Genomic DNA, 12,670 nt, shown 5'->3' on the forward strand with positions numbered 1-12,670 from the left:
TGCAAGCTACGTTGCGGCGCCGGCGCTAGGCGCGGCCATCGGTGCGGCTGCCTTGCGTGAGCGGCCGAGATAATAGACCGCCGCTGCCGCGATGACGCCAGCCGCCAGTATGCCTGCCGCCAGAACCGGCCGATACCAGAACCAGGCAATCGCGATCGTCGTCGTGCCGACCAGGATCGCCAGGAAGAAGGCGATGATGCCTGTTCCCATCCGCGCCATGCTGCCGAGGAACGGCATGACGTCGAGGATCACGCCGATCGGGCCGAGCTGTCGGCGTTGAATCGCTCATCGTTTCCCCCGAAACAGAACATGCCAGGAGCCCGCATGGCACTGCCGCGAATGACCGCGGCCGTGATGCAGCTACGAACTCCCTTGCCGAAGGTGCCCACCCCTTCGGCACTTGCGAATCTATCGCAACCGACAGCGCGCGGATATGGCCGGCTTGCGCAGTCCCGGCATTTTCGCACGCTCGAAGGCGGCGAAAATCGACCTCTGAGTCGCACGCGAGTCCGTCGGATTCGATTTTGTCAAATCGCGTTTGATGTCGGATTCATCTGCGGGTAGATTAGACCCGAATCAGCCGGTCCTCGGGGGGCGCGGCGACCACCCAAAGTCTCACGTTCCGGAATTTTTCCGGCGCCAGACGCGGATGTTTTCGCGTTCCCTGAATGGATTCCGTCTGGTTGGGCGCGGCCCCGCGCCTCGTGTGTGTCTCGTAAAAGTAACGCGTTTTCGGGTTCGGCGGCTGGCCTCCAGCATCCGGACGGCAGAAACGATTCCGGCCAAAAGCAGCAAATGAGCAGTTCCGCCGCGCTTCTTCAATCCGACACATTGGGCTCGCGCCTGACGTCGCGCGGCGATCTGACCAGCTTCTTCATGGAGCTGACCGCCGAGATCGGCGCCGACAGCTACATGCTGGTCGCCATCGTCCACGACCAGGACCGCAACGACGCGCGCATCGTCTCCTCGAACTGGATCTTCGACGCCATCGAACTGATCGGCAAGCGGCTGATCGCCAGCCTTGCCCAAGGGGCTCTCACGGTCGCGCCCGGCATCCAGCCTAGACCGCTGGTGGCCGCGCAGGCGCCCGATGCCGACGGGCTGGTCTCCGGGGAAGAGGCCCGCCTCCTCGACGTGCTCGGCCATGCCGAGATCTATTCGCTGCGGCTGAATGTCGGCCGCCAGCGTCTGTTCGCCCTGTTCTCGGCGGCGACAGCAGGCCATATCGACCAGCCGGCGCTGATGAAGGCGCAGTTGAAATGCTGCTACGCGCTCTCGCATATCCCGCAGCTGATCGCCGCCGCCGCCATGCAGGATCCGCTGTCGGACCGTGAGCGCGAATGCCTGTTCTGGGTCTCGGAAGGCAAGACCACCGATGAGGTGGCGGTCATCCTTGGCGTCTCCTCCAACACCGTCAACAGCTACATCACCCACGCCATCCAGAAATTCGCGGCCAGCAACCGCGCGATGGCCATCGCCACGGCAATCAGGAGTGGCATCATTTGAAACACGCCGACATCAAGGACGCCGCGGAGGCCCTTTTCAACGAGCAGGGCAGCCCCTTCGGCGCCTTCTCGCTCAGCTCCGAGACACATCACGCCGCCACCATTCCCGATGCCGTGCGCCGTTGTCGCTGGGTATCGGTCGACATCAACGCCTCGGCCTTCGGCCTGTACTTCGTCAGCCCGTCGCCGGAACGGGCGCGGCTAGTGCCGTGCTTCGATTCCGACTATCCAGGCATTGCCATGGCGACGAAGTTCATCTCCGGCGCCAATGGCGAGGAGATCGTGCGCCACACCCACAACTCGACGGAACCACGCTGGTGGACGGATGACGGCGTCGCGGCCATGGCCGAGATGTTCGGCAACCTCGCCTGGACCGCGCAAATATCCCCCCTGGCGCCCGGCACCAGCGGCATTGCCTTTCCCGTCCACGCCGATCGCGGTCAGTGCGGCCTTGTCGTCTTCCTGGGATCGGCGATCGCGCTGCCGCAGGATATGCTCTACGAAATCCACGCCCGCTGCTTTTCCCTGTTCGCCGCTGTCGCGCACATCCGTCCGAGCGATGCCGGCAGGATGCGAGCCATCTCCAAGCGCGAACTCGAATGCCTGAAGCTGACCGCCAACGGCAACACCAGCGAGGAGATCGCGCGGCTCCTGAAGCTGTCGGTGCATACCGCCAACCAGTACCTGACCCAGTCGACGCAGAAGCTCAACGCCGTCAACCGCAACCAAGCGGTCGCCAAGGCGCTGCGGTTGGGCCTGATCGAGTAACCAAACGATGAGCCGCTTAGGTTTGTTGAGATTCAGGTCAGGCCGAGTCGAAAATGGTTGATACCGAGAACCGGAGCGGAGCGTACTTTTCGTACGTGAGCACCGGAAGCGCAGGTGTCAGCCATTTGCAGGCCGGCCTCACCTGAATATCAACGGACCTCAGAACGCCATAGGCTCGACCTTGCGGATCCGGGCCTGTTCGATCACCGCCTCCAGCAGCGCCGTATTGTGCTCGGGGTCCTCGCCGGGCTTTTCGAACGACACGTAATTGACCACGACCGAATTGCCGGCCTCGCTCAGCGTCAGCTGGAAATAGACGGTCACACCGGGTGGCCTGAGTTCCAGGTCGAGCACGATACGCGGACTGCCGCTCCAGTCGACATGCGCCTCGCCGCCATGACCGAGTTTGAGCGTGCCCGGCATGAAGAACAGCTCCACCGCTGAATCGACCAGATCCGAAAGGCAGGCGAAATGCTCCAGCCGGATGAAGGCGATGTAGTCGGCGACATCGATCAATCTCAGTTCGCCGACCACCTGCTCGATGGCGCTGGCGACGATGATCTCGCGGGATTTTGCGTGTGGTTGGCGGTTCATGAAATCTGTCTGCGCTCAGCCTTTTTCGAGTAGACGATCCGCACCAGTTCGGCGACGGCCTGGTAGAATTGCGACGGGATAACATTATCGACCGAAACTTGCTTGTACATGGAGCGCGCGAGCGTCACGTCCTCGAAGATCGGAATGTTGTGCTCCTTGGCGATCTCACGGATTTTCAACGCCACCAGATCCTGCCCCTTGGCCACCACGAGCGGCGCCGAATCCTCGTCGCGCACATATTTCAACGCGATCGAGAAGTGGGTCGGGTTGGCGATGATCAGCGTCGCGCGCGGCACCGCCGTCATCATCCGCTTGCGCGCGCGGTCGCGTGCCAGCGAGCGCAGCCGCGACTTGACGATCGGGTCGCCCTCGGACTGCTTGAACTCGTCCTTCACCTCCTGCTTGGTCATGCGCAGGTCCTGCTTCCAGTGGAAGCGCGACCAGACGATGTCGATCGCCGCGATCAGCCCCATGACGAAGACGATCGCCACCAATATGTCGACCGCGATGCCGCGGATGACGAGGCCGAAAGCGACCGGATTGGTGATCATCCCGGCGAGCAGCTTGCGGTGATCCTCCGACAGCGTGAAGGTGAGCACGGCAATGGCGAAGCCGACTTTTGCCAGGGATTTCAGGAACTCGACCCAGCCCTGGGCGCCGAACATCCGGTTCCAGCCCTTGGTGATCGAAATGCGCGAAAGCTGCGGCCTGATCCGCTCGCCGACGAATTGCGGCATGTTCTGGAGCACCGAGGCGCCGATGCCGGCGACGGTCAAAAGCACCAGCAGGCTGACGACGGCGCGGCCCACTTCCAGCATGACGATCTTGTAGAGATCGATGACATCGGTCTCGGTGTTCATCGGCCAGGCCTCGGGCTTCTCGAGGAACATCGACAGGAACATGCCGAGGTTGATGACGGCGTCCTTGGCATAGAAGACGGTGAACACCAGTATGGCGACGAAGGAGGCGAGGATCGCGGTTTCCCTCGAGTGGGGCAGTTTGCCCTGTTCGATGGTGTCGCGGACTTTCTTTTCCGTCGCCTCTTCGGTTTTAGAGTCCTTGTCGGCAGCGTCGGACATGCCTTAGGCGGCGTTCTGCGTCGCGGGAAGTTCGAATGCGCCCTCGCGCGACAGCCGGATCGTCGTCGTCACGATGGTCTTGCGCGCCGCCAGTATGTCGGCGGCCGGTACCCCCTCCGACCCTTGTCCAAGTTCGGCTTCGATCATGCGCCGCGACCGCGCGCCGATTGCCGAGAGCACCGCTTCGGCGAGTGCCGCCGATGTGCCGCGCAGCGCCAGCGTGACAAGCTCGGTCGACAGTCCGTCGAACAGAAGCACGCGCGCCTTCTGGGTGAGCAGCGGCAGGTCGTCGAAGGCAAAAAGTCTTGCCCGCACACCGTCGAGGTCGGGCGTGCCGGCGGCTTCTAGGTCCTGCATGACCTCCTCGAGCAGCGGCTTGTCCAGCTCGTTGAGCACGCTGGCGACGCGCGCCTGCCCGGCCGAAGTGTCCTTGGTCGAGGTTTCCGAAAGCACGCTGGTGCGCAACCGGTTCTCGACGATCCTGGTGGCCGCGGCCGGAACATTGGCCATCGTCACCATGCGCTTGATGATTTCGCCACGCATCTCCTTGGTCAGCGTCAAAAGCACGCTCGCCGCCGCCTGTGGCGCCAGCTTCGACAGCACCATGGCCGCCGTCTGCGGATGTTCGCCGGCCAGGAAGGTGCCCAGCCGCGAAGGTTCGAGTTTTTCGAGATCGGGCCAGATCGGTGGCGGCCCTTCGGGCGCCGCCTCCGGCCCCTTGTTGCCCATGATGGCGTTCATCTCTTCGGGCGACAGCGATTCGTTGAGGATGGTGTCCATCCTGTCGGCGGAATCGAGCAGGCCGGCACCCTCGGTGAACTCGGCCTCGAACTCGGCGACGATGCGCTCGAGATCGTTCTGCGGAATGGTCCTGAGCAGCCGGGCGCCCTCGATCAGCGCCTTCAGCTCTTCCTGCTTGAAGAATTTCAACAGGCGGCTGGCGGACGGCTTGCCCATCGCCACCAATATGGCGGCCGCCTTCTGCGCGCGCGTCAGGGTCGTCAGCGGCGTCATGCTGCCTCTCGCCTTCGCTGCAACCGGCAAGCCCCACCAGCCATGTCTAGGCGCCCTTCGTGCCGGCGATGATTTCGGTCAGCCTGATGCCGAAGCGCGAGGGATCGCTTTCGAGCACCGTGATTTCGCCGCGGGCGATCTTGCGGCCATTGACCACGACGTCGACCGGTTCGCCGATGCGGCGGTTGAGTGCCACCGTCGAGCCCTTCTGCAGCGTCATCAGGTCGGCCACCGCCATCTCGGTGCTTCCCAGGATGATCTGGACATCGACGGGGATGTTCATGATGACGTTCGAATTGGCGCCCGCGGCGGCCCTGAAAGCCGTATCTGGGCGTTGCTCCTCTTCATGCAGGACCCCGCGCAATTCTTCGATGGCGCGGTCGAGCTGCTCGTCCGGCTGGTCGAGTTCTGCTTCCACTTTGGTCTTGGCCATGAATCGTCTCCAAAAGCTCAGGCGCGCCCGGCACCAGCCGGCATGAGCCCATCGATGAAATCCTGCCCGGCATCGAAGGGATGCTTGATTCGGACGGTGTAATTCTGCCCCAGCTTGCCGAACTCGCATACGAACAGCGTCTGGCCGCGCGCGCTGAGGCGAGCCCGTGATTGCGCTGTTTCGTCGAAGTCGATGACCTGGCCCACTTGGAGATTGGCGAGGTCGCCAAGCGTCAGCCGCGTCAGCGGCATGGTGGCTTCGAGCGCCACCGTCGAGCGCATCACCTCTTCCGAAAAGCGTGCGCGCCAACTGGTGCCATGATCGTCCTCGCCGATGCCGGTGGTGCCGTCGCGGCCGGCAAGGACGACACGCTGCGGCATCGTCACCGTGATGGAGCCGCTGTCGATCGGCGTCGAGATGCCAAGGACGATGCGGATGGCGGCACCGTCGCGCAGCACATGCCGTTTCGCCTCGGTACCCGACATCGCCCGCGGCACGGGCAGCCGCAGGTCGAGCGAGCGCCGCCCGGATCCGTTCAGCGCCTGCGCCACCTCCTGGAACACCATGGTCGAGACATCGGCCTCGATCGGCGACAGGTCGCGCTCGATCGGCGACGCCGGCATATCCGGATCGCCGCCAAACAGCGTCGAGACCACGATCGCGATCGCGGCAGCGTCGATGACGAGCGTCATCGCATCCGAGGATGCCGTCGAACCAACGACTGTCATGGCGAAATTGTCGCCGGCACGCGAACGCGCCTCGGGGACGCGGCTGACCTCGACGGCCTTGAGGTCGACGATGACGGGAACGCCGAGTTCGCCCGAAAGGCCCTTCTGCAGCAGCGGCACGGCGCGTTCGGCCATGGCGCGGCCGGCGTCGATGACCTGATCGGCCTCGCCGCTGTCGCCGACCAGGCGTTCGATGATCAGCGAGCGCGCTTGCGCGGGGCTGCCTGGGCTGGTCATGACCGTGCCGGCACCGATCTGTCGTGCATCGCTCAAGCGGCCTTCTTCTCGGCGCTGCCGGTGTTCATCGTGCTCTGCTCGACGGCGTCGATGGTCGGCCGCTCATAGGACGAGATGGTCTTGCGGCCGAATTCGATCGCCACCTGCGGCAGCGCGCCGTTCATGTAGGCGAGCAGCGTCTGCTTGACGATGATGTAGAGGCGGTTCTTCTTCTCGCGCACCGTCTTGATCTTGGTGGCGACAGGCCCGACCACGGCGTAGGACAGGAAGATGCCGAGGAAGGTGCCGACAAGCGCCGCGCCGATCAGGCCACCGAGGATTTCCGGCGACTGGTCGAGTGCGCCCATCGCCTTGACCACGCCAAGCACTGCGGCGACGATGCCCAGCGCCGGCAGGCCGTCGCCGACCGCGACCAGCGCGTGATAGGCCTTCATCTTGTCGGACTTGATGGTCTGGATCTCCTCGTCCATCAGCGCCTCGATCTCGTGCGAGCGGGCATTGCCGATGATGATGATGCGGCAGTAGTCGCAGATGAAATTCATCAGATCGTGATTCTTGAGCACCGTCGGAAAGGCCTGGAAGATGGCTGATTCTTCCGGATTGTCGATATGCGCCTCGACCTCGCTGCGCGACTTCGAGCGCAATTCGCGCATCAGGCTGTGCAGCACGCCGAGCGTTTCCAGATAATCCTGTTCCTTCGGCACCGCCTGCTTGAAGGCCTCGATAATGCCCTTGCCGGTATCCTTGACCGTCTTCATCGGGTTGGCGACCAGGAAAGTGCCCAGTGCTGCGCCACAGATGACCACGGCTTCCCACGGCTGGACCAGCACGTGCAGATGCCCGCCCATGGCCATGAATCCGCCAAGGACGCAGCCGAGCGTCACCACAAGTCCAATCAGAATGCCCACGACAGATCCTTCCGCATTTCATAACAGATCCAAGGGATAGTCCTCGTGCCTTGTGTGAGGCTTGAATCCGGGCTGCCACGGAACCGAATGTTGGGCGATTCAGTTTCGCGCAAGGAAGTGAGGTTATTGTCGCGACATTAAGCTTCGGCCGGAGGCATGACGTTGCTCAATACCTTTACCAGCTACCAGTTGATCTCCAAGGACATCAACAAGTCGATCGACCGCATCGAGCAGCAGCCGACTGTCGATCGCGATACCAAATATTACCTGGCCAACATAACCAAGGTGAAATCGATCGACGATTTCGTCAACAATGACCGGCTGTTCAAATATGCCATGAAGGCCTACGGGCTGGAGGACATGGATTACGCCAAGGCCTTCATGGTCAAGGCGCTCAAGGAAGGCGTCACCGACCCTAACAGTTTCGCCAACAAGCTGACCGACAAGCGCTACGCCCAGTTCGTCAGCGCCTTCAACTTCGCCGCCAATGGTGCCGACGCCACCATCTACAACAAGGCGCAGCAGCTGGTGACGAAGAACTACGCCACGCAGGCGAAGATCGCCGGCCTTGATCCGAATTCGGACTATGTGAAGGGCGAGACGACCTACTACCTCGCCAACATCACCAAGGTGAAATCGGTCGACGACCTGATGTCGAACAGCCGGCTCTACACCTACGCGCTGGCCGCGTTCGGTCTCGATTCGGCGACGGAGAACAAGGACCTCATCAAACAGGTTCTGCAGGGTGGCGTGCGCGACCCCAACAGCGTCGCCAACAAGCAGACGAACCCGGCCTATGCGGCATTGGCCTCGGCCTTCAACTTCGAGCAGTACGGCGAAGCCGCAACCACCATCAATCCGGCGCAGCAGCCGACTGTCGACAAGTATATGCGCCAGACGCTGGAGGAGGATGCCGGCAAGACCAATGAGGGCGTGCGGCTGGCGCTTTATTTCCAGCGCAAGGCGCCCGACATCACCAGCTGGTACGACGTGCTGGCCGATACGGCCCTTGCCAGCGTCGTGCGCACCGCGCTGGGACTCCCCGATTCCTTCGCCACCGCCGACATCGACAAGCAGGCGCAGCTCTTCGAACAGAAGCTCGACATCTCGGATTTCACCGACCCCGTGAAACTCGGCAAGTTCCTGACCCGCTTCACCAGCATGTACGAGATCAACAATCCGACCTCGACGGCCGTGACGTCAGTCAGCGTGCTCTTTGCCCAGCCGGTCACGGCGGGCATCTCCACCGACCTGATGATGGCCATGCAGAAGTTGAAGTTCTGATCATGCAAGACAGTCTCTACGTTGCCCTTTCCGCACAGATGGCGCTCGAGCGCCGGCTCGATACCATCGCCGACAATGTCGCCAACGCCAACACCGTCGGCTTTCGCGCCACCGGCGTGAAATTCGAGGACATGGTGTCGGGCACCGGGCAGAAATCGGTGTCCTTCGCCTCGTCGGGCAAGACCTATCTTTCGGGCGCCCACGGTTCCCTGACCGAGACCGGCAATCCGTTCGATTTCGCCATCCAGGGTAACGCCTGGTTCGCCATCGACACACCGGCCGGCACCGTCATGACGCGCGACGGCCGCTTCTCGATGACCGAGAATGGCGAACTGATGTCGATCGAAGGCCATCCGGTGCTCGACGCCGGCGGCGCGCCGATCCAGCTCGACCCCCGCAACGGTCCGCCCAAGGCCGGCGCCGACGGCTCGCTGCGCCAGAACGACCAGCTTGTCGGCTCGATCGGCCTCTATAATTTCGACCCGGGCGAGAATCTCGTGCGCTACGGCAATTCCGGCATCGTGCCGGCGCGTACCCCCGAACCGGTCACCGACCGCTCCGATGTCGGTATCGCCCAGGGTTTCGTCGAAGAATCCAACGTCAATCCGGTGCTGGAGATGACCCGGCTGATCATGGTCCAGCGCGCCTTCGAGAATACTGCCGCCCTGATGCGGCAGACGGATTCTTCCACCGATGAGGCGATCAAGACGCTCGGCTCGAAGTCGTAGCATGTCGCTCGACCGGTCCTCCATCCGTGCACCCGAAAGACCGCTCCAGCCGGCGCCCGAAGATCGGCTCGTCGCACTGGAACGGGTAATGCGGCGTTTCAGCAACACCGACGGGTTGGTCAAGCGTGGCGGTCTCGTCACCGAAGTCACGTCCACGCACTACAAGGTGCGCGGCCTTTCCGATTTTGCCAGGCTGGGCGACATCGTCGAGCAGCGCGGCCAGTCCGGCGCCCGCCGCGGCGAGATCGTCAAGATCAGCCGCGACGAAGTCGTCGTCGCCCCCTTCGAACGCAGCGCCGATGCCGGGATCGGCGATGCGGTGTTCCGTAGGGGTCCACTCGCGGTGGCGCCGCACGAATCATGGCGCGGCCGCACCATCGACGCACTCACCCGGGCGATCGACGGCGGTGCGCCGCTGATCAGGGGCGAAGACCTGTCGGGCGGCGCCACGACGCCAGGCGCCATGGCGCGGCAGCGCGTCGGTACCGCCTTCATGACCGGCGTCAAGATCATCGACATTTTCACGCCGCTGTGCTTCGGCCAGCGCATGGGCGTCTTTGCGGGTTCGGGCGTCGGCAAGTCGACGCTGCTCGCCATGCTCGCCGGTGCCGACGCGTTCGACACCGTCGTCGTGGCGCTGATCGGCGAACGCGGCCGCGAGGTCCGCGAATTCCTCGAGGACACGATCGGCGACAGCATGGCCAAGACCGTGGCCGTCGTCGCAACCAGCGACGAGAGCGCCATGATGCGCCGGCGCGCGCCCGACACCGCCATGCGGGTCGCCGAGCACTTTCGCGACCAGGGCCACCGCGTGCTCCTGGTGCTGGACTCGATCACCCGCTTCGCCCATGCCTTGCGCGAGGTGGCGACGGGAACCGGCGAGCCGCCGGTCGCCCGCGGCTATCCCGCCTCGGTTTTCACCGAACTGCCCAAATTGCTCGAGCGCGCCGGACCGGGGGCCGAAGGCAAGGGGTCGATTACCGCCATCATTTCCGTGCTGGTGGACGGCGACGACCACAATGATCCGGTCGCCGATTCCGTGCGCGGCATCCTCGACGGCCATGTCGTGCTCGACCGCGCGATCGCAGAACAGGGTCGCTATCCGCCGGTCAATCCGCTGTCGTCCATATCGCGCCTGGCCGGCAAGGCCTGGAGCGTCGAACAGCGCGCTTTGGTGACGCGGCTGAAGTCGATGATCGCCCGCTTCGAGGACACGCGCGACATCCGCCTGCTCGGCGCCTATCAGGGCGGCGCCGACGCCGAGCTCGACATCGCCGTGCGCCAGGTACCGCTGATCTACGAGGCGCTGACGCAATCGCCCAGGGACCGCCCGTCAGCCGATCCGTTCTCCGATCTCGCCCGCCATCTCAAGGGAAAGCTGAATGCCGAATCAGGAGACTGAACGCCAGTACACCGAGCGCATCCTGAATGAGATGATCGCCACGGCGAACGCCGCCGAGGAAGCTCGAGCCGAGGAGGAGAGGAGGGCCAAGGCAAAGGCCGCCAGCGCCATCGCAGCCAAGACCGCGGCTGTTCTGGCCAGAGCCGTCAAGCCGGTCCTGCCCCGATCCGAACCTGTGGCTCGGGCTGCCGCGCCCGTGGTTCCCCGCGTCGAGGCTGCCGAGATCACGCAGGCAAGCCGCGAATCGCTGATCGACGGCCTGTTTCCCGTCACCGAATGGCCGCAACCGCCAAAGGCCCAATTTCCAAAATTGAGCAAGAAGGCGGACCGGCGCAGCGACTTCGTCATCGCCGCGCTCGGCGTCACGCTTGGCCTGATCTGCGCCCTGTTTCCCTGGTACATCTTCTTCAACCAGGAGCAGTTCGGCGTTCAGGCGATCAAGTTTGGCGGCACCGGCACCAATTCGGGACGCGCGGGTGGCGGCGTGGTGACCTCGCGCAGCGCGCCGCTGACAGCCAAGGACCTTCCAAACACCAGCATCGACCTGCTCGCCACAGGCACGGTGCAGGATGACGCCACCCCGGCGCAGCCGCCGGGCGACCAGCCCTTCCCGGCCGATGTCGCGAAATTCCGCATGGTCCATGTCGCCAACGGCCGTGCCATGATCGAGGACGACACCGGCCTGTGGATCGTCCAGCGCGGCTCGATACTGCCGGACTCGAGCACCGTGTCGTCGATCGAGCAGCGCAACGGCAAATGGGTCATGCTGACCAGCACCAACCAGCTGATCCAGCTTTCCAGGTAGCGGCTGCCCGCAAGGTCCGCGCAAGACTGGCGACCTAGTCTTTGGGCACATGCCCGGAGATTCCCATGGAGCCCGTTTCCCTTTTCGATCTCGCCGCCAAGCAAGCGCAGTGGCTTTCCGTGCGTCAGTCGGCGATCGCCGGCAACATCGCCAACGCCAACACGCCGGGCTACACGGCAAACGATGTCGAGCCCTTCGAGAAGGTGCTCGACCGCACGGCTGTGTCGCTGCAGACCACCGAGGCCGGCCATCTCGGCAGCGCGGCGACCAATGCCGGCTTCACCATCAAGCCGCAGGAAGATGACGGCGTGGTCATGCCGTCCAAGAATACAGTCGTGCTTGAGGACCAGCTTCTCAAGGCCGGCGAGGTGCGCCGTTCCTTCGAGCTCAACACGGCGATCGTAAAGGCTTTCCACTCGATGATGATGATGGCGGTGAAGAGCTGACCATGGACGCACTGACCGCAGCCCTGAAAGTCGCAGCATCCGGCCTCGGCGCCCAGTCCGAGCGCCTGCGCGTGGTTTCTGAAAACCTCGCCAATGCCCAGTCGACCGGCACGACGCCCGGCGCTGACCCCTATCGCCGCAAGACCATCAGCTTCGTCTCCGAGCTTGACCGGGCGTCCGGCGCCTCGACGGTCGAAGTGAACTCGATCGACCGCGATCCGAGTGTCTTCCCCGTCGAATTCCAGCCTGGCAACGAGGCCGCCGACGAGAAGGGCTACGTCAAGATGCCCAATGTCAACACGCTGATCGAAATGGCTGACATGACCGAGGCCAACCGCTCCTACGAGGCCAACCTGCAAGTCGTGAAGCAGGCGCGCGACCTCATTTCAATGACCATCGACCTGATGAGGAACCAATGATCGTGAACGGCATCGGCGCGCTCAACCTGAAGCCCGGGCTGGGCGATACGGCGACCGACCTGCTTCAGGGCGGTGTCGCGCCGGCGACATCAGGCAACCTTGGTACCTCCTTTGCCGAAGCGGTGAGCCAGGCAGCCTCCAAGACCGTCAACACGCTGCAGCATGCCGAACAGGTGTCGCTCCAGGCGCTCAAGGGCGATGCCGACACCCGCCAGGTCGTCGATGCCGTGATGAGCGCGCAGCAGGCGCTTCAGACCGCCGTCGCCATCCGCGACAAGGTCGTTTCGGCCTACCTCGAAGTCAGTCGCATGGGTATCTGA

General features: G+C 63.7%; 16 protein-coding genes. 9 read left to right on the top strand and 7 right to left on the bottom strand.

Annotated elements, in window-relative coordinates:
• Nucleotides 1-6: 6 nt before the first annotated feature.
• On the bottom strand, nucleotides 7-252 hold the full coding sequence (locus FJ546_RS22735; RefSeq protein WP_246686926.1) for a TMEM43 family protein: 246 nt from the start codon (nucleotides 250-252) through the stop codon (nucleotides 7-9).
• Between the two features lie 543 nt (nucleotides 253-795).
• Between FJ546_RS22735 and FJ546_RS22740 the strand changes: the two genes are divergently transcribed.
• Both FJ546_RS22740 and FJ546_RS22745 read left to right on the top strand, forming a co-directional pair.
• Nucleotides 796-1,506, top strand: a complete 711-nt coding sequence (locus FJ546_RS22740) for a helix-turn-helix transcriptional regulator (RefSeq protein ID WP_140891385.1) — start codon at nucleotides 796-798, stop codon at nucleotides 1,504-1,506.
• Nucleotides 1,503-2,273 (top strand): helix-turn-helix transcriptional regulator, encoded by a 771-nt coding sequence (locus FJ546_RS22745; RefSeq protein ID WP_140891386.1) that lies wholly within the window; start codon nucleotides 1,503-1,505, stop codon nucleotides 2,271-2,273. The genes FJ546_RS22740 and FJ546_RS22745 overlap by 4 nt, the downstream gene beginning before the upstream one ends.
• 159 nt (nucleotides 2,274-2,432) lie before the next feature.
• Here FJ546_RS22745 and FJ546_RS22750 read toward each other — a convergent pair whose 3' ends face one another.
• The 6 genes from FJ546_RS22750 to motA are packed head-to-tail and all read right to left on the bottom strand — an operon-like array spanning nucleotide 2,433 to nucleotide 7,266.
• Nucleotides 2,433-2,867 (bottom strand): hypothetical protein, encoded by a 435-nt coding sequence (locus tag FJ546_RS22750; protein WP_095772673.1) that lies wholly within the window; start codon nucleotides 2,865-2,867, stop codon nucleotides 2,433-2,435.
• Nucleotides 2,864-3,946: a flagellar biosynthesis protein FlhB gene (gene flhB / locus FJ546_RS22755; RefSeq protein WP_019860936.1), complete on the bottom strand. Its 1,083-nt coding sequence runs from the start codon at nucleotides 3,944-3,946 to the stop codon at nucleotides 2,864-2,866. The genes FJ546_RS22750 and flhB overlap by 4 nt, the downstream gene beginning before the upstream one ends.
• Before the next feature lie 3 nt (nucleotides 3,947-3,949).
• Nucleotides 3,950-4,960: a flagellar motor switch protein FliG gene (locus tag FJ546_RS22760; RefSeq protein WP_140891387.1), complete on the bottom strand. Its 1,011-nt coding sequence runs from the start codon at nucleotides 4,958-4,960 to the stop codon at nucleotides 3,950-3,952.
• Nucleotides 4,961-5,006: 46 nt separating this feature from the next.
• Nucleotides 5,007-5,393: a flagellar motor switch protein FliN gene (gene fliN / locus FJ546_RS22765; protein WP_140891388.1), complete on the bottom strand. Its 387-nt coding sequence runs from the start codon at nucleotides 5,391-5,393 to the stop codon at nucleotides 5,007-5,009.
• A 17-nt stretch (nucleotides 5,394-5,410) separates the two neighbouring features.
• Entirely contained in the window at nucleotides 5,411-6,358 is a 948-nt protein-coding gene (locus FJ546_RS22770) for a FliM/FliN family flagellar motor switch protein (RefSeq protein WP_140891460.1), read from the bottom strand.
• Nucleotides 6,359-6,390: 32 nt separating this feature from the next.
• Nucleotides 6,391-7,266: a flagellar motor stator protein MotA gene (motA, locus tag FJ546_RS22775; RefSeq protein WP_140891389.1), complete on the bottom strand. Its 876-nt coding sequence runs from the start codon at nucleotides 7,264-7,266 to the stop codon at nucleotides 6,391-6,393.
• Between the two features lie 162 nt (nucleotides 7,267-7,428).
• Here motA and FJ546_RS22780 point away from each other — a divergent pair, with 162 nt between their 5' ends.
• From FJ546_RS22780 to FJ546_RS22810, 7 genes are all read left to right on the top strand, one after another.
• Complete coding sequence (locus FJ546_RS22780; protein ID WP_140891461.1) at nucleotides 7,429-8,550, top strand: DUF1217 domain-containing protein; 1,122 nt, start codon at nucleotides 7,429-7,431, stop codon at nucleotides 8,548-8,550.
• A gap of 2 nt (nucleotides 8,551-8,552) precedes the next feature.
• On the top strand, nucleotides 8,553-9,278 hold the full coding sequence (flgF, locus tag FJ546_RS22785; RefSeq protein ID WP_140891390.1) for a flagellar basal-body rod protein FlgF: 726 nt from the start codon (nucleotides 8,553-8,555) through the stop codon (nucleotides 9,276-9,278).
• 1 nt (nucleotide 9,279) lies between these two features.
• Complete coding sequence (gene fliI / locus FJ546_RS22790) at nucleotides 9,280-10,680, top strand: flagellar protein export ATPase FliI (protein ID WP_140891391.1); 1,401 nt, start codon at nucleotides 9,280-9,282, stop codon at nucleotides 10,678-10,680.
• On the top strand, nucleotides 10,661-11,485 hold the full coding sequence (locus FJ546_RS22795) for a hypothetical protein (protein WP_140891392.1): 825 nt from the start codon (nucleotides 10,661-10,663) through the stop codon (nucleotides 11,483-11,485). The genes fliI and FJ546_RS22795 overlap by 20 nt, the downstream gene beginning before the upstream one ends.
• A 65-nt stretch (nucleotides 11,486-11,550) precedes the next feature.
• Complete coding sequence (gene flgB / locus FJ546_RS22800; RefSeq protein ID WP_019860948.1) at nucleotides 11,551-11,931, top strand: flagellar basal body rod protein FlgB; 381 nt, start codon at nucleotides 11,551-11,553, stop codon at nucleotides 11,929-11,931.
• 2 nt (nucleotides 11,932-11,933) lie between these two features.
• On the top strand, nucleotides 11,934-12,350 hold the full coding sequence (gene flgC / locus FJ546_RS22805) for a flagellar basal body rod protein FlgC (RefSeq protein ID WP_140891393.1): 417 nt from the start codon (nucleotides 11,934-11,936) through the stop codon (nucleotides 12,348-12,350).
• On the top strand, nucleotides 12,347-12,670 hold the full coding sequence (locus FJ546_RS22810; RefSeq protein WP_181168050.1) for a flagellar hook-basal body complex protein FliE: 324 nt from the start codon (nucleotides 12,347-12,349) through the stop codon (nucleotides 12,668-12,670). Before flgC ends, FJ546_RS22810 begins: the two co-directional genes overlap by 4 nt.

This window comes from Mesorhizobium sp. B2-4-19, from assembly GCF_006441315.1.
Classification (GTDB): Bacteria; Pseudomonadota; Alphaproteobacteria; order Rhizobiales; family Rhizobiaceae; genus Mesorhizobium.